26 protein-coding genes are annotated in these 24039 nt (G+C 72.6%); 8 read left to right on the top strand and 18 right to left on the bottom strand.

Annotated features, from left to right (window positions below; all coding sequences use genetic code 11):
• Positions 1 to 19: 19 nt before the first annotated feature.
• Entirely contained in the window at positions 20 to 1243 is a 1224-nt protein-coding gene (locus Msi02_RS10665) for a saccharopine dehydrogenase family protein (RefSeq protein WP_204048186.1), read from the bottom strand.
• Between the two features lie 126 nt (positions 1244 to 1369).
• Here Msi02_RS10665 and Msi02_RS10660 point away from each other — a divergent pair, with 126 nt between their 5' ends.
• Both Msi02_RS10660 and Msi02_RS10655 read left to right on the top strand, forming a co-directional pair.
• The gene (locus Msi02_RS10660) at positions 1370 to 2080 is read left to right on the top strand and encodes a TetR/AcrR family transcriptional regulator (RefSeq protein ID WP_204048185.1); all 711 of its coding nucleotides are present in this window, start codon (positions 1370 to 1372) and stop codon (positions 2078 to 2080) included.
• 138 nt (positions 2081 to 2218) lie between these two features.
• On the top strand, positions 2219 to 3136 hold the full coding sequence (locus Msi02_RS10655; RefSeq protein ID WP_204048184.1) for a threonine ammonia-lyase: 918 nt from the start codon (positions 2219 to 2221) through the stop codon (positions 3134 to 3136).
• Positions 3137 to 3198: 62 nt separating this feature from the next.
• Here Msi02_RS10655 and Msi02_RS10650 read toward each other — a convergent pair whose 3' ends face one another.
• From Msi02_RS10650 to Msi02_RS10625, 7 genes are all read right to left on the bottom strand, one after another.
• On the bottom strand, positions 3199 to 4071 hold the full coding sequence (locus Msi02_RS10650) for a TauD/TfdA dioxygenase family protein (protein WP_079317536.1): 873 nt from the start codon (positions 4069 to 4071) through the stop codon (positions 3199 to 3201).
• Positions 4072 to 4100: 29 nt separating this feature from the next.
• Positions 4101 to 4916: an ABC transporter ATP-binding protein gene (locus Msi02_RS10645; RefSeq protein WP_204048183.1), complete on the bottom strand. Its 816-nt coding sequence runs from the start codon at positions 4914 to 4916 to the stop codon at positions 4101 to 4103.
• Positions 4900 to 5958: a taurine ABC transporter substrate-binding protein gene (locus Msi02_RS10640; RefSeq protein ID WP_204048182.1), complete on the bottom strand. Its 1059-nt coding sequence runs from the start codon at positions 5956 to 5958 to the stop codon at positions 4900 to 4902. The genes Msi02_RS10645 and Msi02_RS10640 overlap by 17 nt, the downstream gene beginning before the upstream one ends.
• A 51-nt stretch (positions 5959 to 6009) precedes the next feature.
• Positions 6010 to 6933, bottom strand: a complete 924-nt coding sequence (locus Msi02_RS10635; protein ID WP_239108285.1) for an ABC transporter permease — start codon at positions 6931 to 6933, stop codon at positions 6010 to 6012.
• Positions 6934 to 7047: 114 nt separating this feature from the next.
• Complete coding sequence (locus Msi02_RS44490) at positions 7048 to 7125, bottom strand: putative leader peptide (RefSeq protein ID WP_373308261.1); 78 nt, start codon at positions 7123 to 7125, stop codon at positions 7048 to 7050.
• Between the two features lie 193 nt (positions 7126 to 7318).
• The gene (locus Msi02_RS10630) at positions 7319 to 7735 is read right to left on the bottom strand and encodes a hypothetical protein (RefSeq protein ID WP_204048181.1); all 417 of its coding nucleotides are present in this window, start codon (positions 7733 to 7735) and stop codon (positions 7319 to 7321) included.
• Positions 7736 to 7840: 105 nt separating this feature from the next.
• Positions 7841 to 9067 carry a serine hydrolase domain-containing protein gene (locus Msi02_RS10625; protein ID WP_204048180.1) on the bottom strand — a complete coding sequence of 409 codons (1227 nt, stop codon included), beginning with the start codon at positions 9065 to 9067 and terminating at the stop codon, positions 7841 to 7843.
• A gap of 264 nt (positions 9068 to 9331) precedes the next feature.
• On the opposite strand from Msi02_RS10625, the gene Msi02_RS10620 reads away from it, so the two are divergent.
• The 3 genes from Msi02_RS10620 to Msi02_RS10610 all read left to right on the top strand — a co-directional run bounded on the left by Msi02_RS10620 (position 9332) and on the right by Msi02_RS10610 (position 11758).
• The gene (locus tag Msi02_RS10620; protein WP_204048179.1) at positions 9332 to 10078 is read left to right on the top strand and encodes a GbsR/MarR family transcriptional regulator; all 747 of its coding nucleotides are present in this window, start codon (positions 9332 to 9334) and stop codon (positions 10076 to 10078) included.
• Between the two features lie 188 nt (positions 10079 to 10266).
• Complete coding sequence (locus tag Msi02_RS10615) at positions 10267 to 11160, top strand: LysR family transcriptional regulator (RefSeq protein WP_204048178.1); 894 nt, start codon at positions 10267 to 10269, stop codon at positions 11158 to 11160.
• 274 nt (positions 11161 to 11434) lie between these two features.
• Positions 11435 to 11758: a hypothetical protein gene (locus Msi02_RS10610; protein ID WP_204048177.1), complete on the top strand. Its 324-nt coding sequence runs from the start codon at positions 11435 to 11437 to the stop codon at positions 11756 to 11758.
• A 33-nt stretch (positions 11759 to 11791) separates the two neighbouring features.
• On the opposite strand, the gene Msi02_RS10605 is transcribed toward Msi02_RS10610, so the two are convergent.
• A complete protein-coding gene (locus tag Msi02_RS10605) occupies positions 11792 to 12337 on the bottom strand; it encodes a PadR family transcriptional regulator (protein ID WP_204048176.1) in 546 nt (181 codons plus the stop codon).
• A gap of 110 nt (positions 12338 to 12447) precedes the next feature.
• On the opposite strand from Msi02_RS10605, the gene Msi02_RS10600 reads away from it, so the two are divergent.
• Entirely contained in the window at positions 12448 to 13311 is an 864-nt protein-coding gene (locus Msi02_RS10600) for an SDR family NAD(P)-dependent oxidoreductase (protein ID WP_204048175.1), read from the top strand.
• Between the two features lie 63 nt (positions 13312 to 13374).
• Positions 13375 to 13974 carry a TetR/AcrR family transcriptional regulator gene (locus Msi02_RS10595; RefSeq protein WP_204048174.1) on the top strand — a complete coding sequence of 200 codons (600 nt, stop codon included), beginning with the start codon at positions 13375 to 13377 and terminating at the stop codon, positions 13972 to 13974.
• A gap of 174 nt (positions 13975 to 14148) precedes the next feature.
• Here Msi02_RS10595 and Msi02_RS10590 read toward each other — a convergent pair whose 3' ends face one another.
• Complete coding sequence (locus Msi02_RS10590) at positions 14149 to 14574, bottom strand: right-handed parallel beta-helix repeat-containing protein (RefSeq protein ID WP_204048173.1); 426 nt, start codon at positions 14572 to 14574, stop codon at positions 14149 to 14151.
• Between Msi02_RS10590 and Msi02_RS10585 the strand changes: the two genes are divergently transcribed.
• Positions 14506 to 15048, top strand: a complete 543-nt coding sequence (locus Msi02_RS10585; protein WP_444543487.1) for a DUF7916 family protein — start codon at positions 14506 to 14508, stop codon at positions 15046 to 15048. The two genes, Msi02_RS10590 and Msi02_RS10585, sit on opposite strands and share 69 nt — an antisense overlap.
• Positions 15049 to 15193: 145 nt before the next feature.
• On the opposite strand, the gene Msi02_RS10580 is transcribed toward Msi02_RS10585, so the two are convergent.
• The 8 genes from Msi02_RS10580 to Msi02_RS10545 all read right to left on the bottom strand — a co-directional run bounded on the left by Msi02_RS10580 (position 15194) and on the right by Msi02_RS10545 (position 24032).
• Positions 15194 to 15973: an HpcH/HpaI aldolase/citrate lyase family protein gene (locus tag Msi02_RS10580; RefSeq protein WP_239108284.1), complete on the bottom strand. Its 780-nt coding sequence runs from the start codon at positions 15971 to 15973 to the stop codon at positions 15194 to 15196.
• 132 nt (positions 15974 to 16105) lie between these two features.
• Positions 16106 to 17287, bottom strand: a complete 1182-nt coding sequence (locus tag Msi02_RS10575) for a CaiB/BaiF CoA transferase family protein (protein ID WP_204048170.1) — start codon at positions 17285 to 17287, stop codon at positions 16106 to 16108.
• A complete protein-coding gene (locus Msi02_RS10570; protein WP_204048169.1) occupies positions 17284 to 18180 on the bottom strand; it encodes a ribokinase in 897 nt (298 codons plus the stop codon). The genes Msi02_RS10575 and Msi02_RS10570 overlap by 4 nt, the downstream gene beginning before the upstream one ends.
• Entirely contained in the window at positions 18177 to 19529 is a 1353-nt protein-coding gene (locus tag Msi02_RS10565; protein ID WP_204048168.1) for an ADP-ribosylglycohydrolase family protein, read from the bottom strand. Before Msi02_RS10565 ends, Msi02_RS10570 begins: the two co-directional genes overlap by 4 nt.
• Positions 19526 to 20713, bottom strand: coding sequence for an ADP-ribosylglycohydrolase family protein (locus tag Msi02_RS10560; RefSeq protein ID WP_204048167.1), 1188 nt, complete (start codon positions 20711 to 20713; stop codon positions 19526 to 19528). Before Msi02_RS10560 ends, Msi02_RS10565 begins: the two co-directional genes overlap by 4 nt.
• A 40-nt stretch (positions 20714 to 20753) precedes the next feature.
• Positions 20754 to 21761: an ADP-ribosylglycohydrolase family protein gene (locus tag Msi02_RS10555; RefSeq protein WP_204048166.1), complete on the bottom strand. Its 1008-nt coding sequence runs from the start codon at positions 21759 to 21761 to the stop codon at positions 20754 to 20756.
• Positions 21762 to 21765: 4 nt separating this feature from the next.
• The gene (locus Msi02_RS10550) at positions 21766 to 22728 is read right to left on the bottom strand and encodes an ADP-ribosylglycohydrolase family protein (protein WP_204048165.1); all 963 of its coding nucleotides are present in this window, start codon (positions 22726 to 22728) and stop codon (positions 21766 to 21768) included.
• Positions 22725 to 24032, bottom strand: coding sequence for an ABC transporter substrate-binding protein (locus Msi02_RS10545; RefSeq protein ID WP_204048164.1), 1308 nt, complete (start codon positions 24030 to 24032; stop codon positions 22725 to 22727). Before Msi02_RS10545 ends, Msi02_RS10550 begins: the two co-directional genes overlap by 4 nt.
• Between the last annotated feature and the right edge of the window lie 7 nt (positions 24033 to 24039).

Below are 24039 nucleotides of genomic sequence, written 5' to 3'. Positions count from 1 at the left end.
AGAAGCGTGAACAGGCCGCCTACTGCTCCCGCATACCCCACGGGGTGCCGTACGCGGTGAGCAGGTCGAGGAACGGCCGGGGCGGCAGGGCCTCGGGTCCCAGGACGCCCGTGCCGGACCAGACGCCGGCGGCGATCAGTTCGAGGGCCACGACCGGGTTGACGGCGGTCTGCCACACCACCGCCTGGGAGCCGTACTCGCGCATGGACCACTGGTTGTCGACCACGTGGTAGAGGTAGACCTCACGCGGGCTGCCGTCCTTGGCGCCCTTGACCCAGGTGCCGGCGCACGTCTTGCCGTGCATGCGGTCCCCGAGGGTCGCCGGGTCGGGCAGGCACGCCGCGACCACGTCGCGCGGGGACACCTTGACGGCGGCGCCGCCCCCGGCGACGACCGGGACGGGCTCGGTGCGGTCCAGCCCCAGCAGATGCAGGGTCCGCAGCGTGTCGATGAACTCCGCGCCCAGCCCGTACTTGAAGGTCACCCGCTCGGCGTCGATCCAGCGGGGCACGAGCAGGACCTCCTCGTGCTCGACGTTGACGCACTCGACCGGGCCGATGCCCTCGGGGAAGTCGAACACCTCCGGCTCGCTGAACGGCGGAGTGGTGAACCAGCCCCGGCCGGCCTCGTAGACGACCGGCGGGTTGAGACACTCCTCGATGGTGGTCCAGATGCTGAACGAGGGCGCGAAGTCGTACCCCTCGACGGTGAGGTCGGCGCCGTCGCGGATGCCGATCTCCTCGATGTGGTCGAACAGCTCGTCGGCGGCGTAGCGCGCGAAGACGTCCGACATCCCCGGCTCCACCCCGATGCCGACCAGCGCGAGCCTGCCCGCCTTCTCCCACTCGGCGGCCATCGCGAACTGGGCGTCCCCCAGCTTGACCCCGCACACCTCGTGCGGGCGCTCCGGATGCGGCCGTGACAGCGACATCGCCATGTCCAGGTAGTGCGCACCGGCCGACAGCGCCGCCCGGAACAACGGCATGACGAAGCGCGGGTCGGTGGCGTTGAGCAGGACGTCGCAGCGGTGCTCGGCCAGCAGTGCCACCACCATGGCCTCGTCGCTCGCGTCCACCCGCCGGGCGCTGAAGCGGGCGCCCGCCTCCCCCAGCGCGGCGACGGCCGCCTCCGCGCGGGACAGGTCGTAGTCGGCGACGACCATGTGCTCGAAGAAGGTCCGGCGGGCCGCGATCCGGGTGATCGCCGTGCCCACTCCACCGGCGCCGACGAGCAGAACACGCATGACAAAACCGTCCTTTCCAGGACAAAGACTCCTTCGGTTCATCAAATCCAACGTCACCGCCACACGAAAGGTCAATAGTGTTGGCATAAGGTGCACGGGGACGGAGCAGGCGGAGAGGAACGCACCATGCCCAAGCCGGTGGTCTCGGAGGCGGCGCGCCGACGGCGCCGCCCGACGAAGAACGGAGTCGTTCTCTCGGAGGACCTGATCGTGCGGACCGCGCTGCGCATGCTGCGCGAGCACGGCTCCGCCGGGCTGACCGTACGGCGGCTCGGCATCGCCCTGGGCGCCGACCCCAGCACGCTCTACCGCTACTTCGCCGGCATCGACGACCTGACCCTGGCCATCGGCGACATGCTCATCGGCCGGGCCATGGCCGGCTGGCACGGCACCGGCGACTGGCGCGCCGACCTTCGCGAGCTGGGCCTGCGCATCCACGCCGCCTACCTCGAACACCCGCAGGCCGCGGTGCTCACCGCCAACCGCATCAGCGGCAAGTCCCACGAGATCGCCGCCGACGAGGCGATCCTCGGGCTGCTGCGAGGCGCCGGTTTTCCCGACCGCGAGGCGGTCCGCGTCTACCACGCCTTCATCGACATGACGCTGGCGTTCGCAGCCCTGGACGCGGCGTCCCTCGCGCTGCCGGAGCAGGCGCGCAGGGCGGACGAGGAGATGTGGCAGGCGACCTATGCCCGCCTGTCCCCCGCCACCCACCCCAACATCGCGGCGGTCGCGCCCCTGCTGGTGGCCGACATGAACGACAGCGCCTACCCCACCGCGCTGGACATGCTGCTCACCAGCGCCGCGACGGGACTCCGGTCACACAAGGCGTGCTGATGACGGGCCCGTCCTCCCCTGACGGCTACCAGCACCGTCGCCGGGCGTCCGCCCGGATGGACCAGCGCCGACGGCGTACGCTGCTGTGCCGTGCAGGAGACACGCCTCGACACTGCTCGGATCCGGGCGGCTCGCCGGATGATCGACCCGATTTTCCTCGACACTCCGCTGTACCGCTGCGAGGCCCTGGAGCCCGACCTCGGCTGCGCGGTGAGCATCAAGCTCGAAACGGCGAACCCGGTCCGCAGCTTCAAGGCCCGCGGCACCGAGGTGGTCGCGAGCCTGCTCGCCGGCGATGGCTCGCGAGCCGCGGTGTGCGCCAGCGCGGGCAACCTTGGCCAAGCACTCGCGTGGTCCGGTCGCCGCCGGGGGCTCGACGTCACCGTCGTGGCATCCCGCTTCGCGCCCGCGGCCAAGCTCGAACGCATCCGCGCGTTGGACGCCAGGCTGGAACTGGTGGACGGCGACTTCGACATGGCTCGCGAGCGGGCGGCGGCCGTCGCGCGGCACGACGGCATCCGGCTGGTCGAAGACAGCCTGGACATCGAGACCTGCGAGGGCGCGGCGACGATCGGCCTGGAACTCGTGAACAGCGTGCCGTCGTTCGACGCCGTCCTGATCGCCCTCGGCGGCGGGGCGCTGGCCACCGGCGTGGGTCACGTGGTGAAAGCCTGTGCGCCAGAAGTCGAGGTGATCTGCGTCCAGCCGCTGGGCGCACCGGCGATGACACATTCGTGGCGCCAACGGCGCGTCGTCACCACCGACTCGACCGACACCATCGCCGACGGCGTCGCCGGCCGGCGTCCCATCCCGGCCGTCCTGGACGACCTTCTCCTGGTCGCCGACGACGCCGTCCTGGTACGGGAGGCGTCGATCATGGCCGGTATGCGGCTGCTCCTCGAACACGCGGGCCTCGTCGTCGAACCGTCGGCCGCGCTCGGCATCGCGGCGATCCTCGAAGACCGCGACCGCTTCGCCGGCCGGCACGTCGTCACCATCGTGTGCGGCAGCAACGTCGACATGGACGCCTATCACCGCTGGATCGGCGCGGCCTGAAGCGCCGGAACCGCGACCGAGCCTCCTGCGGGGGCTGAGCCGATCGCGTCCCGGCGTCCCGGTCAGCCGTCCGTACGGCCGGGGCCGAAGGGGCGGTCGCCGCGCAGGGTGATGCGGTGCATCACGCGGTGCGCGTCACCGTAGTCGCGGTTGGCGTAGTGGGCGGTGCTCCGGTTGTCCCACATCGCGACGTCGCCGGCCCTCCAGCGGTGACGCACGATGTGCTCGGGCTTGGTGAGGTGGGCGTAGAGCAGGTCCAGGATGGCCCGGCTCTCGGCCTCGGAGACGCCGACGATGTGGGAGGTGAACCCGGGGTTGACGAAGATCCCCTTGCGGCCGGTCTCGGGGTGGACGCGGACCACGGGGTGCTCCACCGGCTCCAGCCGGGTGACGATCTCGCCGTCCCAGACGTTGCCCTTGCCGCCGCGGCGCTGGGCCAGGTAGTAACCGAACTCGCGGTTGCCGTCGTGGACCGCGGTGAGCTGGTCGGCCAGCTCCTTCACGGGGGCGGACAGCGAGTCGTAGGCGAGCTGGCTGTCGGCCCAGCTCGTGTCGCCGCCGGTGGGCGGGAGGATCACGGCGCGCAGGATGGAGCCGAGCGGCGGGCGGGGCATGAACGTGACGTCGGTGTGCCAGACGTCGGCGAAGCCGTTGTCGGCGCTGTCGAGGGCGTAGATCTCGGGATGCGCCTCGTCGACGCCCCCGACGACCGGGTGGGAGGCGGTCAGCTCGCCGAGACGCCGCCCGAGCGCCACCTGCCCGTCGTCGTCCAGGCTCTGCTCGCGGAAGAACAGCACCTTCCGATCGACCAGGGCGGCGCGCACCGCGGCCAGTTCCTCGTCGGTGGCGGTCGCCAGATCCAGTCCCTCGACCTCGGCGCCGAAGTGGGGCCCGAGGGGCCGCAGGTCCAGCTTCACGGCGGTCGCTGTGGTCATCTCACTCTCCTCGTGGTTGGTGCGGTGCGTCACGCGGCGGCGGCGCGTACGGCGTGGCCGACCTCTGCGCGGAGCGCGGCGTACTCGGGAAGGGCGCGCAGTTCGTCCGGTCCCACCCCGGTGCGCGGGAGGCCGACGTCCAGGTCGAGCGCGATCCGGCCCGGCCTGCGGGTGAGCACGACGACGCGGCTGCCGAGGAACACGGCCTCCTCGACGCTGTGGGTGACGAACACCGACGTGCGGCCGGTCTGCGCGCTCACCCGGCGCAGGTCCTCCTGGAGACGCTCGCGGGTGAGCGCGTCCAGGGCGGCGAACGGCTCGTCGAGCAGGAGCAGCGGATCGTCGCCGGCGAGCGCCCTGGCGATCGCCACGCGCTGCTGCTGTCCTCCCGAGATCTGCCAGACGCGGCGGTCCGCCACGTCGTGCAGGCCCACCCGTTCCAGCAGCTCCGGCACCCGGCGGGCGCGTTCCACACGGGGCACGCCGGCGTAGCGCAGGGCCAGCTCGACGTTGCCGCCCACGGTCTTCCACGGGAACAGGCGCGGCTGCTGGAAGACGATCCCGGCGCCCCTGCCCGGGACGGGCTCGGCGCCGCCGGTACGTACGGTGCCGGAGGTGGGCCTCTCGAAGCCCGCGACGAGGCGCAGCAGCGTGCTCTTGCCGCATCCGGACGCCCCGACGAGCACGAGGAAGGTGCCGGGAGGGACGGTCAGGGAGATCGGCCCGAGCGCGGCGACCGGACCTCCCGCGCCGCCGTAGACGTGTTCGACCTCGTGCAGGTGGACGGCGGCGACGTCCTCGTCCGCCGTGGCCGGGGCGGTGGCCGGGTCAGGGCGTGAGGACACCGGGAAGCCCCTTGGTGTAGATCGCCCGCTCCACCGTGGCGAGGTCGGGCACCGCGTCGATCTTCTGCTGGTCCTTGAGGAACTGCGCCGCGCTCACCAGGTTCTGCGCCAGGCCGCCGACCTTGTCCGGCGTGCCGAGCCACTCGGGTGAGGCCAGATCGGCCGGCTTGAGGAAGACGCCCTGGCTGAGCTGCGCCTTGGCCTCGTCCTTGCCGAGGTTGAGCTCGGCGCCCACCGCCTGGGCCGCGGCGTCGGGATCGTTCGCGATCAGGTCGAGTGCCCTGGCCTCGACCTTGCGCCAGGCGTCGACCGCGTCGGGGTGGGCCTGGATGAACGCGGTGGACACCACGCCCAGGTCGAGGGTCGGCTTGCCCGCGGTCGCCAGCTCGCGGCTGCTGATGAGCGTCTTGCCGGTCTTCTTGATCTCGTCCAGCGTGGGCAGCCAGACGTACGCGGCGTCGATGTCCCCGCGGGTCCAGGACGCCAGGATGTCCTGTGGCTCCAGATCGATTAGGTTCACCGCGGACTCCGGCACCCCCGCCTTGTCGAGCGCGGCGAGCAGGCTGTAGTGGGACGTCGAGGCGAACGGCGTCGCCACCTTCTTGCCGCGCAGGTCGGCCACGGAGGAGATGCCGGCGCCGTCGCGGGCGACCAGGGCCTCGTTGTCACCGGCCACGTCGAGCACGAACGCCACCTGGTAGGGGATGTTCAGTGGCGCGGACAGCCCCCGCGCGACCGGGCTCGACCCGATGGCCGCGATGTCCACGCTCTTGGCCACGAAGGCGGTGTTGATGCTGGCGCCGGAGTCGAACTTGGTCCACTTGATCGTGTAGCCGGGCAGCGCCTGCTCCAGCCACCCCTTGTTCTTCACGATGAGGTCCCCGCTCGGGAACGCCTGGTAGGCGACGCGGATGGTGCGGTCCGCCGTACCGCCGCCTCCCCCTCCGCCGGAGGCGGTGCCGTTGCCGCACGCGGCCAGGACGGCGGCCGTGGCGACGGCCAGGACGGCGGAAAGCAGGCGCGTGAGGTGTGGTCGTGACATGGCGGGACAGTTCCTTTTGCAGTGGGGGGATCGACGAGGCTTGGCAGGGGCTCAGACGCGGCCGCGCCAGGGGATGAGCCGGGTCTCCGCGGCGCGCAGCAGGCCGTCGATCAGCAGTCCGGACAGCCCGATGGCGAGCAGTCCGAGCACCACGACGTCGGTCTGCAGGTAGCGCTGGGCGTCGCGGACCATCCCTCCGATACCGGGCACGCCGTTGACGGTCTCCGCCGCGACGACCGAGGAGTACGCGACCCCGACGGCCAGCCGGACGCCGGTGAAGATCTCCGGCAGCGCGGCGGGCAGCACCACATCCTTGATGACGTCCCACCGCGAGGCGCCCAGCGCCCGGGCCGCCTCCACCAGGCCGGTCGGCGCGCCGTGGACGGCCGCCGCGGTGGCCACGGCGACCGGCGGGAGCGCGGCGATGGCGAGCAGCCACAGCTTGGGCGTCTCGTCGATGCCGAACCAGATGATGAGCAGGCTGAAGTACGCCAGCGGGGGCAGGGCCCGTACGAACGTCACGACCGGCTCGGCCACGAGGCGGATCCACGGCACGGCGCCCAGGACGACGCCGAGCACGAGCCCCGCCGCCACGCCGAGCGCCGAGCCGATGAGGATGCGGCGCAGGCTGATTCCCAGGTGCTCCACGAGCAGGTGACCGCCGTAGCCGCGGACGCCCTCGTGGGTGGTGGACAGCAGGACGAGCTGGTCCCACACGGCCCGGGGCGCGGGCACGAACGACGGATTGCCCGCCGCGGCCGCCGCGAGCTGCCACAGTGCGAGCAGGGCGAGCAGCGACAGCACCCGCACACCGATCCGGCGGGCCCTGCGGCCCCGCGGGCCCGGCGCCGAGACGGTACGCGCCCCTTCGGCGTGTGGTGCGCCGGCGGGCTCGGGCACCTCGTCCGGCGTGAGGGAGCCGTCAGCGAGAGAGGGCGGATCGGCGGAGACGGATCTGGAGGGGGATGACGTCACAGTGGTCGCTCCGGAGGCGAGGGCGCCGGGCCGCGCCGCTCCAACGCGGGCACGGCGGGACAACGGAAGGAGGACGGCCGGCGAAGGTGACCGCGCAGGCCGGGAGGTCGAGGTTCAGGAGCGACAGGCCGCGCCGTTCAGACGGCACAGGTCGACGTGCCGACGCCGGACCAACCACGATGCCGAATACACAGGTATTTCCTACCAAATTTGTAGGGTGATGGCAATCGGGCATCGGTCGGACCCCACACGCCCGCCCCGCCGCCGAGCAGGCACCTCCTCGGCCGGCTCCGTCCCCCGGGGAGATCGGCCCGGCGTCCGCGCATGCGAACGGGCCACGCCAAGCTCGCTGAGCTTGGCGGGGCCCGTTCGGTGGTGCTCGTGTCTAGCGAGCCGGAGCGGCGTCGAGGGCTTGGGCGATCTTGCGGGCCATCTCCGCCATGACGGGCCCGGGCTCCCCCTGGTGGGCCCGGGCGGCTGCTTCGACGGCGACGTTGACGGTGCTGCGGAAATTGTCGGCCTCGGCCGGATCCTGCTTCCCCAGCAGGCTCATGGCCGCCGTCAGGGCCGGCAGCACCTGGTCGGCGAGTTCGGCGACGGACTTGCCGTACAGGTTCATGCCCGTCGACTTGTCGGCGAGCACGTGACCGACCACGCCGGTCGCGGAGGCCAGGGCGATGGAGCCCTCGGTGGCGACCTTGTGGGGCTTTCCGGCGGCGTCGGCGGCGGCCAGCAGCGAGACGGCGCCGTAGGCCGCGGTCCGCAGGGTGATCTTGTCCTGGTCGGTGAGGGTGACGGACATGGTGGTGTGATCCTTTACAACTGTTCCGAGGGTCGGGTGAACGGGCGAATGGTGGAACGCCCCGCCGGGGGCCGAGGGCGGGCCTGCCGGGAGGCTGGCCCGGCGTCAGGCGTCGATCGCCTGGTAGAGCGTGGTCCAGAAGTCGTGGATGAGCCGCATCGAGTCCGGGGTGGACGCCCCGACCTGGGTGAGCAGGATTCCGGTGAGCTGGTTGGCCGGGTCGGCGTAGGTCGCGGTGCCGCTTCCGCCGTCCCAGCCGAACTGGCCGATCGGCGCGTAGTCCCCGCGGTAGGTGCGCACCGCCATGCCGAAGCCCCAGCCACCGTGCTGTCCCTGGCCGTGGGAGATGTGGACGTTGTCGACGGCCATGGCGTGCCGGGCGGCCTGCTGCTCGGGCGTGAGGCGGTTGGTGGTCATCAGCTCGACGGCGGGCCGCGACAGGATTCGCTCGCCCTTGTGCACGCCGCCGTTGAGCAGCATCCGGAAGTAGGCGTGGTAGTCGTCGGCGGTGGAGTTCAGCCCGCCGCCGCCGCCCTGGAACGCCGGAGGCTTGCTGTGGCGCCCGCCTTCGGCCTCGTCCCAGACGAGGAACTCGCCGGTCTGCGGGTCGGGGGCGTACAGGGGCGGCAGCCGGTGGATCTGGTCGGCGGGCACATGGAAGCCGGTGTCGGTCATCCCCAGCGGCCCGAAGACGCGCTCGCGCAGGAACTCCTCGAACGACTGGCCCGTGACCCGGGAGACGAGCACCCCGACCAGGTCGCTGCTGATCTGGTACTGCCAGCGCTCTCCGGGCTGGTGCATCAGCGGAAGCTCGCCCAGGCGGCGCATCCACTCGTCCGGCTCGGGCATCGGCACCGGCAGGTTGGGCGTGAGCCCCCGCTCGAAGACCGCGTTCATGATCGGAGTGCCCAGCGACGTCATGTCCATGCCGAGCCCGAACGTGGAGGTCAGCACGTCCCGGACGGTGATCGGCCGCCGCGCCGGCACGGTGTCGTCCAGCGGGCCGTCGAACCGCTTCAGCACCTGCCGGTCGGCGAGCTCGGGCAGCCACGGATCCACGGGGTCGTCCAGACGCAGCCGGCACTCGTCGAGCAGGACCATCGCCGCCGCGATCGTGACCGGCTTCGACGTGGAGGCCATCCGGAAGATCGTGTCCCGGCGCATCGGCGCGCCACCGTCATGACGCATCGTCCCGATCGCTTCGACGTGTGTCTCGTCACCCCGGCTGAACAGGGCGACCAGCCCGGGGATCTTCCCGGAATCGACATACCGGTCCAGCACCTCGCGCACCCTGCGCAGCCCTGCCGGGGAGAAGCCGCTCGTGTTCATCATGAATCCCCTCACGCATAGTCTTCGGTGTTCGGCAATCTCTGAACGTCCATGACAGTACATTGCGTTCAGAAAACAGTCAACATACAAAGCACGGCATTCTGCCTGGTGCATCAGGATGAAAGAGCATGTTTTGCAATGAATATGAAGCTGAACGCAATGGACGATCGACCGTGCATTGCAATGAGCTCCGAGTGAATGCATACTGTGCAGCGGGTGTGCGGGCGGAGGGCTCCGCGCATGTCGGCAGACAGGAGACGAGCACCGATGCCCGGAGGCAGACTCACCAATGAGGACCGTCAGCACATCGCCGCAGGGCTGGCCGAGGGGCTCGGATACGCGGAGATCGGCCGGCGTCTTGGGCGGCCCGCCTCGACCATCATGCGGGAGGTCACCCGCAACGGCGGACCCGACGATTACGGGGCGGACCGGGCGCACGAAGCCACGCGGCATCGTGCGCGCCGACACGGGCAGGCTCGGCCTCTCGCCCCGCCTGCCCCCGACGGCGGCCACGGGCGTGACCCCCGAGCCGTCGAGGACTTCACGGAGTCCTTCATCGCTCTCCTGGTCCAGCAGGGCATGCCCCGGATGGAGGCCAGAGTGCTGGCCTGCCTGTACGTCACCGACTCCGGCGCTCTCACCGCCGCCGAACTGGTCCAGCGGCTTCGCGTCAGCCCCGCGTCGGTCTCGCACGCCGTCGCCTACCTCGAACAGCAGGGAATGCTCAGGCGGGAACGGGTTCCCGGCACGCGACGCGAGCGCTACGTCATCGACGACGAGATCTGGGTCCGGTCGATCCTCGCGTCTTTGCGGATGAACGAGGCCCTGGCGGCCGCGTCACAGCGCGGAGCGGAGATTCTCGGGGCCACGACCCCCGCGGGTTCCCGCTTCGAGTCCTCCGCCGAACTCCTTGTCCTCGTGAGCGAGGCCTTCCGGCAGGTCATCGAGGAGTGGCGGAAGAACCAGGCCGCCCGCAGCGCCCGGCACCCGGACCCGCCGGCCACGGTGGGCTGAGCTCGTGATGTCGCAGCCAGTAGGCCGAGGCGGGCCCTGCGACGCCGGCACCGGAAACGAGGATGTCCATCACCATGCTCCATCGAGCGAACCGTTCGTACGTTCCGAGGATCGAGTACGGTGAACGCCCGAACAACGACGGATCCCGCAAGATCACCTTCAGTGGAAGTAAACGGAGCAGGTCAGGCGTGGAACTACGCGACATCGAGATCTTCCTGACCCTGGCCGACGAACTGCACTTCGGCCGCACCGCCGCCCGGCTGTGCCTGTCGCCCGCCCGCGTCACCCAGGCGATCCAGAAGCAGGAGCGGCAGATCGGCGCCCCGCTGTTCGAGCGCAACAATCGCGCGGTACGGCTGACGCCGGTCGGGCGGCAGCTCCGCGACGACCTCCAGCCTCTCTACGCCGGTCTGCAGGACAGCGTGCAGCGCGCCCGGATGGCCGGCCAGGGCATCACCGGCACGCTGCGCATCGGCATGATGCCCCTCAACGCCTACGACCTGCGCCACTACTGGGAGGTCTTCCGCCACCGTCACCCGCAGTGGCGGCTGCGCATCCAGAGCACCCAGTTCAGCGACGCCTTCGCCGCGCTGCGCCGCGGGGACGTCGACGTCCTGGTCAGCTGGCTGCCTCTCGACGAGCCCGACCTCACCGTCGGACCGATCCTGTTCGCCGAGCCTCGGGTGCTGGCCGTCGCCACCGATCACGAGCTCGCCCTGCACACGTCGGTCTCGCTGGAGATGGTCGCCGATTTCCAGCATCCGCATGCCGACACCGGGCCCGACTACTGGTACGACGCCTATGCTCCGCGCCAGACCCGCCGTGGCCGCCCGATCGAACGTGGCCCCGTGGTGCGGGACGCGGAAGAGGCCATCACTTTCGCCAGCATGTCCGGGCTTGTCGTGCTCTTTCCCGCGCACATGAGCCGCTACTGGGTAAGGCCGGACATCGCCTACCTGCCGGTCACCGACATGGGGCCGCTGCCGTACGCGCTGGTGTGGCGCAGCGAGACGGAGAACGAGCTCGTCCGGGCCCTGGCCGCGGTCGTCCGCGACCTCGGTCCCCTCCCCTCGGGAGACTGAGCGCCCTCCGGGCGTGGCGGCGCGCGGCTCGCGAGTGGGCCTCCGACCCCGGTCCGGTCGTCCTCGACCTTCCGGAGGCCGGGATCGTGGAGCGGCGCCTCGAGGTCACCGACGTGAGCCCGCCGCTGGTGTCCTTCCGCTACACCTACACCTTCCTGGCGGACGGCGCGGTCGTCACGTCGGACTCGACCCTCCGGTTCCGCAAACGGGACGAGGTGGAGACGAGCCTGTGCGGGTGCTGTCATTCTGACATCTATGGTCTAAATTGTCAGAGATGATTCGCACCGACTCGGGAGCAGGTATGTGGTCGACGGTCCTTCTGAGCTTCTTCGCCGGCGTCTTCGCGGCGAACGCGACACCGCACTTCGTGAAGGGGATCACCAAAGAAGGGTTCCCTACTCCGTTCGGCTACGGGCCGCTGGTCAACGTGGTCGCGGGCTGGGGAATGTACCTGATCGCGGCCGCGCTGACCACGACCGCCGACGTGGGCGCGCACCCTCTGCCCGCCGCCGTCGCGGGAGCGGTCGGCGTCCTGGTCATGGGTGTCTTCCACGCGCGCATCGGCGCCTTCGGCAAGAAGCCGCCGATTGCCGGGTGACCGTCCGACCAGGGACGGCATGCGGCCTTCTCGTCAGGAATGGGTCGTGGTAGACGAGTTCGGCGGGACGGTCTTGGCCCACTCGGCCCACTCGGCGAGGGTCCGATAGAGGCGTACGCCGGCTTCGATGGCGATGCGCATGGATCGCGTCTGGGGACTGTCGCCGAACTCGCCGCGATCCTTGGCCTTCGCGTACTCCTCGTAACGCGCCGCCGCCTCGGCGAAGAAGCGGGCCTCCTCGTCGAGGTGGCGGCGCAGGTCGTCGGGCTCCATCAGCCAGAAGAAGAACGAGCGCAGCAACGACTGCATGCGCAGCGTGTGGTCCACCTCGGTGTCACGCAGCCAGCCGCGGACGGCGACGAGCCCTTCCTCTGTGATCCGGTACGCCTTGCGCCCTCGCGGGCCCTCGCTCTCGACCTCGATCAGACCCTCCTGGGCCAGCCGGTTCAGCTCGGCGTAGATCTTCGGGTGCTGTGCGGGCCAGACGGAGCCGAGCACCTCCTGGAACCGCCGCGCCAGGTCGTATCCGCTGGCAGCGCCTTCCGCGAGCAGGCCGAGCAGCCCGTAGCGCAACGACATTGGCCCTCCTCCGGATCGACGCTCACCATCTTGACATGTCCTTCGGACCACGTGCATCATCACACATGTACTCAAGTACATGTACCTAAGAACATGTGAGGAGCAGGGGCATGGCGATCGAGAACAGGGCGGTTCTGGTCACGGGCGCCGCGGGCGGAATCGGCAGAGCGGCCGTGGATGCGCTCGTCGCGCGCGGCTACACGGTCTACGCCGCCGTGCGCGGCGAGGACGCGAGCCTGGGACGGACGGCCGGCGTACGCGTGGTGACGATGGACGTCACCGATCCCGGCTCCGTCGCGGCCGCGGCCGAGCGGGTGCACGACGAGGTGCGGGGCCACGGGCTCCACGCCGTGGTCAACAACGCCGGGATCATCGTCCAGGGCCCGCTGGAACTGGTTCCGCCCGACGACCTGCGCAGACAGTTCGCGGTGAACACCCTCGGCCCGGCGTTCGTCACCCAGGCGTTCCTGCCCCTGCTGCGGGCAGGCCGGGGCCGTATCGTCAACGTGAGCGCCCCGACCGCGCACGTGGCTCTGCCGTTCATGGCGCCGATCTCGGCCAGCAAGGCCGCGCTCAAAGCGCTGTCGGACGCCCTGCGCGTCGAGCTGGCCGCCTGGCGCATCCCGGTGATCGCCGTGGAGCCCGGGGCCACCGCCACCGCCATCTTCGACAAGGCCGACGCCGCCGCGCGCAAGGCGCTGGCGGCCGCCGACCCGCACAGGGTCGCGCTGTACGGCGACCACCTCCAGCGTTTCGGCGAGGCGATCGCCAACCAGAAGACCGGCCCGGCCGAGGCCGTCGCCGCCACGATCGCGACGGCCGTCGAGGCGCGTGACCCCAAGCGGCGCTACCCGGTCAGCGCGGACGTCCGCGTCTACGGCATGCTGGCGCACGCCCCTGCGGGGCTGCGCGAGCAGCTGGTCACCCGGGCGTTCGGGCTGCGGGGCGTCCGCGCGGGCGGTGGCGCGCCCTGATCGGCGCGGAGCGGAACCCGGCAGCGCGATGGCGAGCTGACGGAACGCGTATATCGTGTCAGCATGACGGATGCCGCCGAGGCCAAGCGCGACCACATCGTGGCCGCCGCGCTCGACGTGTTCGGCAGGTATGGCTACCGCCGCACCTCCATGGACCTGATCGCGCGTGCGGCGCGTGTGTCGCGTCCGGCCGTCTATCTGCACTTCAAAGGTAAGGAAGACGTCTTCAGGGCGGTCGCGCGGAGGTTCGCCGACGACATCGTCGCCGCGGCCGAGGCCGCACGGCGCTCCGGCCGGCCCGTCGCCGACCGCCTCTACGACGTCCTGGCCATCAAGATCGAGTTTTTCGCCGGCGCGGTCGAGGCGGATTACCGGGCGGAGCTGTTCGCCGAGGCCGAAGTGATCGTCGAGGACGTGATGGCCTCGTTCGAGTCGGCCTATCTGTCGGTCGTCGAGGCCACGCTCAGCGACGCGGCCGAGGAACTCGACCTGCTCGACGCGGCCCTGTCCGCCGCGGACGCCGCCGCCGTCCTGGTGGACGCGCTGTCGGGGATAGTGCGGGAGAAGGCGGAGCCGGCCGTCCTGCGCAAGCGCCTGCGTCAGCTCGTGGAGCTCGCGGTCAGGGGCCTGACCAGCAGGCCGGCCGCCGTGCTCCACGTCTGACGGCCGGCTCAGCCCGGGCTGAGCCGTGCCGTCGAAGTGTCACCCCGCATCAGCGGAGCGGTCAGGGTGACGCCGACCCGGTAAGAACAGGCTGATCCGCGACGGACTGGCCCACGGCGCCCAGACCCCCGACGGCGAACGCGACCTGGAGGGCCTCCTCCGGCGACTGGCCGGTCAGGCCGACACGCCCCGGGCGGGCGGGCAGTCCAGGGTCGTGCCCGTTCTGGGGGTGACCGAGCCGTAGTAGCGCACCCTCGAACACGGAACCACGTTGCCGGTCACCGCGACGTCGGTGATCGGGCCGGCGTCGTCGGCCCGTACGGCCAGCCAGTCCCGGACACCGCAGCTCGTCACCTGGTTGCCGGTGATCTCCACCGCGCGCAAGGGCCCACCGGCGACCGACTTGACGTAGATGCCGCCCTCGCAGCCGTCCACCCGGTTGCCCGCGATGCGCACGTCGGTGGCGTTCACCGTGGCGATGCCGTCCCAGCGGGTGTTGCGGACCGTGTTGTTCTCGATGCGTACGCCGGAGTGCGGGCGGTCCGGGTCGGTGGTGTGCGACCCGGTGAACTGGCCCCATCCGGCCTGCACCCTCTCCACGCGAACGCGTCGCTGACCAGGGCGGTGGCCGCAGCCAGGGCCGCCGCGGGCGACGACCTGATCGTGATGGCCGGCAAGATGCACGCGGCGGGCGTCGCGTCGGCGGCCGGGTCCGGCATCGTGGACGTCGCCGCGATCGAGGGCTTCGCCGCCGCGGGCGCGGACGTCGTCCTGATGCCCGCGCCCGGCACGGTTCCCGGCTGCCACGAGGCCCAGGTGCGGGAATGGGTGGAGGCGGCCCACGCGGCCGGGGCCCTCACGATGACGACGATCGGCACATCCCAGGAGGGCGCCGACCCCGACACGATCCGCCGGCTCGCGCTGATGGCCAAGATGACCGGGACCGACATCCACCACCTGGGCGACTGCGGCTACTTCGGCATCACCGTCCCGGAGAACATCCTCGCCTACAGCATCGCGATCCGTGGCCGCCGCCACGCCTACCGCCGGATGTCCATGTCCCTCCTCCGTTGACAACGCTCCTCCGCCTGCGGAGGCGTGCGCGATCGTTCACAGGGCCGAAGGAGCGAAGCGGGCTTCGCGAGGACCGCGAACCCCTTCCGGTGCGCCGACCGGCCCGGCCGAGGCCCGTGGACACCCCACTCCTGACGGACGGCGGTCAGCGGTCGCCGGCGTCGCTGAGGAGGCGACGGGCCTGGCGGACGACGGCCTCGTCGACGAAGCGGCCGTCGGCGAGGGCGACCGCGCCCTGGTCTGCGGCGGAGACGACCTCCAGGGCGGCCACGATCTCCTCCCTGGTCGGGCGGTAGGCCGCCGCGATCACCGGAAGCTGGATGGGGTGGATGGCCGCCCGGCCGCGAAAGCCCATGGCCCGGCCCGCGGCGCAGGACGCGGCCAGGCCGTCGAGGTCGCGGACGTTCGTGTACACGGACTGGGCCGGGGCCGGCAGCCCCGCCGCCCGGGCCGCGACGACGATACGCGAACGCGCCCAGGCCAGGCCCGCCTCGTCGGTCACGCCGAGGTCGGCGCGCAGGTCGGCCTCGCCCAGGCCGATCCCGGCGACGGCCGGTGAGGCGGTGGCGATCTCGAAGGCGCGCTCCAGCCCGAGGGCCGACTCGATGATCAGGCGCAGCGGCACGCCCGGCACCGCGTCGGCGATCCAGCGGACCTCGTCGGCCGACTCCACCTTGGGGATGCGCAGGCCACCGCCGCCGTGCAGCAGCGACCCGAGCGCGTGCAGGTCGGCCTGGCCGTACGGCGTGCGGACGTCGTTGACGCGGACCTCCACCCGCGGCTGCGGCGTGGCCAGCAGGGCGACGACCCCGGCCCGGGCGACGCCCTTGTTCTCCGGGGCGACCGCGTCCTCCAGGTCCACGATGACCATGTCGGCCTCGCCGCCGAGGGCCTTGTCGATCCGGTCGGGGCGGTCGGCGGGCACGTACAACCACGTCAGGGGGGCGGCAGCAGGCCCGGAAGAAACCTCGGCAGCAGGCACGGCGTCAACTCCTCGCGAATCCCCCGTGCCCCTTTCCGGAAGATCGCCACTCATTCCAGGACACGATGTGACATGTCACACCACTCCCTTGGCGCGCAGGGCCTCGATCTCCGCGCCGGTCAGGCCGAGGCCGTGCAGGATCTCGTCGGTGTCGGCGCCGTGCGGACGGCCGGTCCACCGGATCCGTCCCGGAGTCTCCGACAACCGGAACATCACGTTCTGCATCCGCAGCGGGCCCAGCTCGGGATCCTCCACGGTGGTCACCGCGTCGAGCGCCGCGAGCTGCGGGTCGGCCAGCACGTCGCGCACGTCGTAGATCGGCGCCACGGCGGCCTCCGCCTCCTCGAACGCCCGCAGCACCTCCTCCCGGGTCCGCTCGCCGACCCACGCCGCCACGGCCGCGTCGAGTTCGTCCGCGTGCGCCACCCGGCCCGCGCCGGTGGCGAACCACGGCTCGTCCACCAGGTCGGGCCGCCCGACCAGGCGCATCACCCGTTCCGCGATGCTCTGCGCCGAGGTGGAGACCGCGACCCAGGAGCCGTCGCTGCACCGGTAGGTGTTGCGCGGCGCGTTGTTGACCGAGCGGTTGCCGGTGCGCGGGGGCACGACGCCGAGCCGGTCGTAGATGGTCGGCTGCGCGCCGAGCACGGTCAGGATCGGCTCGATGATCGACAGGTCGACGACCTGCCCGCGCCCCGACCGCAGGGCCGTCATCACGGCGAACGCGGTGGCCAGCGCGCAGATGCCGTCCGCGAGCCCGAACGGCGGCAGCGTGGGCGGCCCGCCGGGCTCCCCCGTCATCGCGGCGAACCCGCTCATCGCCTCGGCGAGGGTGCCGAAGCCGGGCCGCCTCGCGTACGGGCCGAACTGGCCGAACCCGGTGACCCGGGCGAGCACCAGGTCGGGGTTGACCTCGCTGAGCCGGTCCCAGGACAGGTTCCAGCGCTCCAGGGTGCCGGGGCGGAAGTTCTCGATGAGCACGTCGGCGTCCTCGATCAGCCGGACCATCAGGTCCTGGCCCTCCGCCGTGGACAGGTCGAGCGTCATCGTCCGCTTGTTGCGGCCGAGCATCTTCCACCACAGCCCCTCGGGCCCGTGCCCGCGTGACGGGTCCGGCCTGCGCGGGTGCTCCACCTTGACGACGTCCGCGCCGTAGTCGCCCAGCAGCATCGCCGCGGTCGGCCCGGCGAACAGCGTCGCGGCGTCGATCACCCGTACGCCGTCGAGCGGCCCGTTCCGCCCGTCCTCGATGGTCACAACCCCTCCAGAAGACGGTCGATCTCGTGGCGGTGCGGCATCGAGGTGCTTGCGCCCTCCCGCTGCACCGACAGCGCCGCCGCGGCCGAGGCGAAGCGCAGCGCCCGCGCCGGGTCGGCCCCCTCGGTCCTCGCCACGGCCAGCGCCCCCGCGAAGGTGTCCCCCGCCGCCGTGGTGTCCACCGCCCGCACCGGTACGGCGGCCTCGTGCAGGCGGGCGCCGTCGCGCGAGCCGTACAGGACGCCCCGGGCCCCCAGGGTGACGACGGCCTCGGGGACGAGGTCGAGCAGCGCCTCCAGCGCGTCCCGGGGATCGTCGCGGCCGGTGAGGGCCGCCGCCTCGTGCTCGTTGGGCACGATGAGGTCGACGGCCTCCAGCAGTTCCGCGGGCAGCGGCACCGCCGGGGCCGGGGTCAGGATCACCTCGGCGCGGGACATCGCAGCACGGGGAACCTGTGCCGCGGCGACCACGGCGTCCATCGGCAACTCCAGTTGCAGCAGCAGCGCGCCGGACCGGGCGATGACCTCCGCGTCCCGCCCGGCGGGCCCGGTGACCACGCCGTTCGCGCCGGGCACCACGATGATCGAGTTGTCGCCGCCGTCCTGCACGACGATGTGGGCGACGCCCGAGGGGCCGGACACGACCCGCAGCCCGGCGGTGTCCACGCCCGCCTCGGCGAGCGCGGCCCGCAGGCCCGGCCCGAACGCGTCGTCCCCCACGGCCCCGAGGAAGGCCACGTCGGCTCCCGCGCGCGCCGCGGCGATCGCCTGGTTGGCTCCCTTGCCGCCGGGAATCGTGCGGAACTCCCGGCCCGTGATGGTCTCCCCCGGCTTGGGGGCCTGGGCGACGTACGCCACCAGGTCCATGTTGGCGCTGCCGAACACCGAGATCACCGTCGGCCCCCCTCGATGAGCGCGAGCGTGCGGGCGGCGAGCGACTCGATCGAGACGCCGTCGAATCCGGGCAGGCTGCTGGCCAGCCGATCCCGGGTCGTCCACCGCTCGGGGACGCCGCCCGCCAGCGCCCCGGCGACCGACCCGGCCGTGGCTGCGGCCGAGTCGGTGTCCCAGCCTCCCGCCACCGCCGCGCCGACAGTCGCGGCGAAGTCCCCGGCGCCGTGGACGAGGGCCGCCGCCAGCAGCGCCGCGTTGTTGACCGTGTGCACCCAGTGGAGGTGCCCGTGCCGGGCGTACAGCCGGTCCGCGACCCGCTCGAAGCCCGGCTCCGCCGCGGCGTCCGCGACGGCCTGCCGCACGGCTTCGGCCAGGCGGGAGCCGGGCGGCACGACCGACAGCCCGGCCTCGATCACCTCGTTCACGCTCCCGGCCACGAGCGCCTGCGCGCACATGGCGGCGGCGAACATCGCGCCGTAGATCCCGTTGGCCGTGTGGCTGAGCCGGGCGTCCCGCCACGCCCATGACGCGGCCGTCGCCGGGTCGCCGGGACTGGCCCAGCCGTACACGTCGGCCCTGATCAGCGCGCCGATCCACTCGCGGAACGGGTTCCGATGGACGGCGGTCGCGGGGGGTTCGAGGCCCATGAGCAGGTTGCGGTACGCCGCCCGCTCGGCGGTGAAGACCCGCCCGGCGGGCAGCGCGTCGAGCCAGGTCCGCGCCACGTCCTCGGTCGTGAAGCCCGGTCCGTGCCGTTCGAGCACGGAGAGCGCGAGCAGCGCGTAGTTGAGGTCGTCGTCCTCGGGCACACCGTCGATGTTCTCGGCGAGGCTGGTGGCCGCGCTGCGGCGGTTCCACGGCCACCGCTCCGCGATCTCCGGCGGCAGCCCCTTCGCGGTGAACCAGCCGCGGATCGGCCAGTTGCCGGTCGCCTCGGCGATGGCCCTGATCCCCTCGCGGGGAATCTTCTCCACCGGCTTGCCGAGGAGGCAGCCGGCCGCCCTCCCCCACCAGGCGGCCAGGACCCGCCCGGGCTCGGGACGGACGGGCAGGCGGGCGGCGGGCCAGTCCGGGCAGCTCGCGACGATCTCCTCGAACCCCGAGGGCTCGGGCAGCGGCGAGGGGATCGCCGCGAGTTCGTCGAGCAGTTCCCCCGCCAGCGTGCGCAGTTCTTCGGGGGCGGATCCCGCGGAGGCGCCCGCCCGGGGCGGCGCGTCGTGTCCCCCGGCGGCGTGCCAGCGCGCGGCGACGGCCGTCACCTCCGGGAGCGCCCCCCGTCCGTCCTCGGCCGCCTGCCGCAGCTCGTGGCCGACGAGGTCCTCCGGCTGCACCCACGTCAGCCGGATCATCGCGCGTCCCCCTCCCCGCGCGGCGCGAGCAGGGCGTCGAACGCGGCCTCGTGCGCGCGGCGGCGCTCCCGGTCGGCCCGGTGGACCCGCCGCGCCACGGCCGCGAGCGCCAGCCCCGGCCCGACCAGGTCCGTACGGCTGGCCGTCGCCACCTGCTCCAGCCAGTCGGCCGGGACGGCGGCCCGCCCGCCGAGCGCCCCGGCGACGGCGCCGCCCATCGAGGCGATCGAGTCGGCGTCGCGCCCGTAGTTGACGCCGCCGAGCACGGTCTCGCGGTAGTCGCCCTTGGCCATCACCAGGAACGCGAGCGCGAGCGGCAGCTCCTCGATGCTGTGCAGCCGGCTCGGCCGCCGCGCCCCGAGGCCCTGGTCGCGGTAGGTGTCGGCCACCGTGTCGTACGGCCGGATCGCCGCCCGCAGGGCCTCGAAAGAGCCTTCCCAGTGGCCGAGGCCCCGGGCGACCGAGCACACCGCGTCGATGGCGGCCTTGGTGCCGTCGCGGGCGAGCCGCAGGCAGGTGGCGACGATCGAGTCCGGCGTCGCCCCCGGCCGCATCGCCTCGGCGACCGCCGCCGCGAGCACCCCCGCCGCCTCGCGGCCGTAGCTCGACTGGTGCGCCCCGGCCAGGTCGATCGCCTCGGCGTACGCGCCGTCCGGGTCGCCGGCGTTGACCACCCCGACCGGGGCCATGTACATCGCGGCGCCGCAGTTGACGATGTTGCCGACGCCGGCCTCGCGGGGGTCGGCGTGGCCGTAGTGCAGCCGCAGCACGAGCCACTTCTCGGCGAGGAACACCCGGTGGAGCGGCAGCGCCTCGGCCTCCAGCTCGGGGATCCACCGCTTCTCGCTCATCATCTCGGGGACCAGGTGCTCGGCCGCGGCGTAGGCGTCCAGGTGGCCGCCGGCCCGCTCGTACACCCGGATGAGGGCGTGCGTCATCAACGTGTCGTCGGTGACGTGGCCGTCCCCCTTGTGGTACGGCGCGATCGGGCGGGCGTTGCGCCAGTCCTCGTTGAAGGGAGGGACGACGCCGCGGACCCGGCCCCCGTAGCGCTCCTGGATCTGCTCGGGCGTCCATCCTTCGGTGGCCCCGCCGAGCGCGTCGCCCACCGCGGCGCCCGCCACACACCCCACGGCGCGATCGGCCAGCAGGTCATCATCCGGCAGGCCCTCCTGCGGCGTCATCCAGTCCTCCCCCTTGTCCGTACGCGTGATGTGACGGGCGTCATGCGAGTCGCCCGGCGATGTCCAGCAGGTCGGTTCCCGCGAGTTCCGGCAGGCAGCACCCGGCCAGGGTGCGGACCCGCTCGCGCCAGGCGGCGGGCAGCGCGTCGTGCCCCGCGGCGCAGCCGAGCAGCGCGCCCGTGAGCGCGGGCGCGGAGTCGGCGACCGCCGCCAGGCAGGCCGCCGCGGAGACGCCCGCGCCGAAGGCCTCCGCGCTCGCTGTCCCTCCGGTGGAAGCGACGGCGGCGTCCGCGAGGGCCAGCGCGATCGGCACCGTCTGCGCGGCGGCCACGCCGTAGCTGTAGACGTGGTCGAGCACGGCGGCGTCCAGGGCCGGGACGGCGGCGAAGGGAGATCCTGCCGCCCGCGCCGCCGCGAGCGCCTCGCGCGCCGCGTGCCCGATGGCCGTGCCGGCGGGCAGCGCGCCGAGCGCCGCCTCCACCGCGTCGGCCATCGGCGCGCCGTCCACCAGCGCCGCCACCGCCCGGGCCATCGCGACCGCGCCGAGGACGCCGTCCTCCGCGTTGGTGACGCACGCGTCCTCCCGCGGGTCGAGCCCGGCCGCGCCGAAGGCGACGGCCCGCACGGCGGCGGCGTCGTCGAAGTGGTGGGGATTGTCGTGTCCGCTCGCGGGCGGGCGCTTGCCGGCCGCGAGGTTGTCGAGCGCCGCCCACACCGAGATGCGCGCCCGGAGGTCGTCGCGGCCCGCGAGGCGGCCGAACGCCTCCGCCCGGTCCTCGCGGATGGTCAGGGCCGTCCAGGCCAGCCACTCGGCGTCGTCGGAAGGACCGACTGCCAGCGGCGCCACCGGCTGGTTCAGCGCGAACGGCACCGGCAGCGTGGTGACCTGATGCTCCTCGGCGAACGCGTCGAGTTCCCGGTGCAGCCGCCTGCTCCAGCCGGCCAGCAGCGTGGACCGGTGCCGGGCGGCCGGCCACCCGGCCGCGTCACCGGCGGCGAGACCGGCGAACGCCCCCCGCACACGGTCGAGCCTCTCCCCCGATGGCATCGGCCTAGATTCCTTTCACGATCTCGTCGGCGACGTCGCGGACGTCCCGTCCGGCGACCACGGGCAGGCACCGGCCCGCCACCGGGCCGATGCGCTCGGCCCAGCGCGCGGGCACCGCCGCCTCGCCCCGGCCCGCCCCCGCGAGAGCCCCGGCGACGGCGGCGGTGGTGTCGGCGTCCCTGCCGAGGTTGGCCGCCGTGACGACCGACGCCTCGACCTCCCCGCCGCCCGCCGCGTAGGCGGCGAACGCGAGGGCGACCGCCTCGGGCGCCAGGTCCGTCCAGGGATAGTGGGCCACCACGACCGTGTCGTGGAGGGCACGTCCCAGCAGGGAGCGGGGCGTGCGGGCGGCGACGTCGAGCGCGGCGCGGAGGTTGCGGGCCGTCCAGGAGTCCTCCGGGACCGCCCGCAGGGCCGCCTCGGTCACCTCGCCGGGCGGGGCGCCGGTCATCGCGACCGCGACCGCCGCGGCCACCGCCCGGCCGCCGAGTATCCCCTCGCCGGTGTGGCTCACCCGCCCGTCGGTCTCCGCCAGCCGGGCCGCCTCGTCCGGGTCGCCCGCCGCGAAGATCCCGTACGGCGCGGCGCGCATGGCCAGGCCGTCGGACCAGCCGTGGGCGTGCCACCGGCCGGTCAGCGGCGGCTCCAGGCCGCGGCGCAGCGCCTCGACGGTGCCGAGCTCGGAGAACCCGGCGCCGCGCATCGGCCCGTCGAGCCGCGCCACGATCTCCTCGCGCCAGGCCCGCGCCACGTCCTCGGAGGTGAGCGCGTGGCCGTGGCGCAGGAGCACGGTGGCGGCGAAGATCGTGTACTCGGTGTCGTCGGTGCCGCCGCGCTCGATCTCGGTGAGCACGCCCCACCGGGCGGCGATCTCCTCCGGGGTGAGGTTCTCCGCGGGAGCGCCCAGGGCGTCGCCGGCGGCGAGGCCGAGCAGGCAGCCCCGGGCGCGGTCGCGTACGGAGATCACCGGGAGTACCGCTCCAGCACCTTGTTCCCCTCCTCGACGAGCCGCTTGGCCAGCTCGTCCAGGCTGATCTTGTCGGCGAAGTACTCCTGCATCGCCGGCGTGGCCACCTTGCTCTTCCACTCGTCGAACCCGTTCACCTTGAGGAACGGCGCGACGACGAGGTCCTTGGCGGAGGCGGTGGCGACGTCCCAGCCGTTCTCCTTCGTGGTGAGCGCGGGGTCCTTCGCGGCGGTCGTGCTGGTGGGCAGCAGCCAGTCGCCCTTGGCCAGCTTCGCCTGGTTCGGGCCGTTCAGGAAGTAGGCGATGAACTTCAGCGCCTCGTCGGGGTGCTTGCTGTCGGCCGCGACCGACAGCGTCTGGGAGACCGCGCCCTGCTGAGAGGTCTGTCCCTTCAGCGGCGGCAGCGTGACCCAGTCGAACCCGCTCGGCGCCTGCTCGGCGACCTGCTGGCGCAGGTACACCCCGGCCGGGACGATCGCGTACTTACCGGCGAAAAAGCCCGGCAGCGGGTCGGCGGTGCCCATGCCGAGCGCGGACGGGTCGGCCGACTTGTCGGTGTAGAGCTGGTCGTGGATGCGCTGGAGCACCTCGCGCTCCTGCGGCCCGACCTTCACCGTGGTCTTGCCGTTCTGCGTGTCGAAGAAGGTGCCGCCGAAGTTGAGCGCCAGGTTCAGCACCTTGTTGACCGGCGACTTCATCGGCCAGGCCACGCCGTACGCGCCCTTCTTGGTGAGCTTCTTCGCCACGTCGGCGAACTCGTCCCACGTCCACGGGGAGTCCGGGGTGGGCACGCGCACGCCGGCGCCGTCGAGCAGCTTCTTGTTGGCGATGAGCACCTGCGACTCCTGCAGGAACGGCACGCCGTACACGCCCTGGCCGCTCTTGCCGTCGGAGAAGGTGACCGTGTCCCACGCGGCCTGCGGGATGTCGTTCTTCAGCTCGGCGGGGACCTTGCCGGTGAGGTCGAGCAGGAAGCCCCGCGAGGCGAAGCTCGACAGCGCCGGGGAGTCGTCGTGGATGACGTCCGGCGGGTCGCCCGCCTCGAACGACGTCACGAGCTGGTCGTTGACGTTGTCCCAGCTCCCCTGGACGTACTCGACCTGGATCTTCGGGTTGGCCTTGTTCCAGTCGGCGACGATCTGCTTGTTGGCCTCGATCGACTCCTTCTGCCAGGCCAGGCTGAGGAAGCGCAGCTTCACCGGCTCCCCGTTCTGCCCGGACGCGGCGTCGCCGCCATTGCCGCTCCCGCATCCGGCGGCGAGCGCGACCGCCGCCACGGCCAGCGCGGCACTCAATCTCTTCATCGAGAGA

The organism is Microbispora siamensis, from assembly GCF_016863095.1.
GTDB lineage: Bacteria > Actinomycetota > Actinomycetes > Streptosporangiales > Streptosporangiaceae > Microbispora > Microbispora siamensis.
Note: the sequence above shows the minus strand (reverse complement) of the source record. Positions and strands in the feature narration are given on the sequence as shown.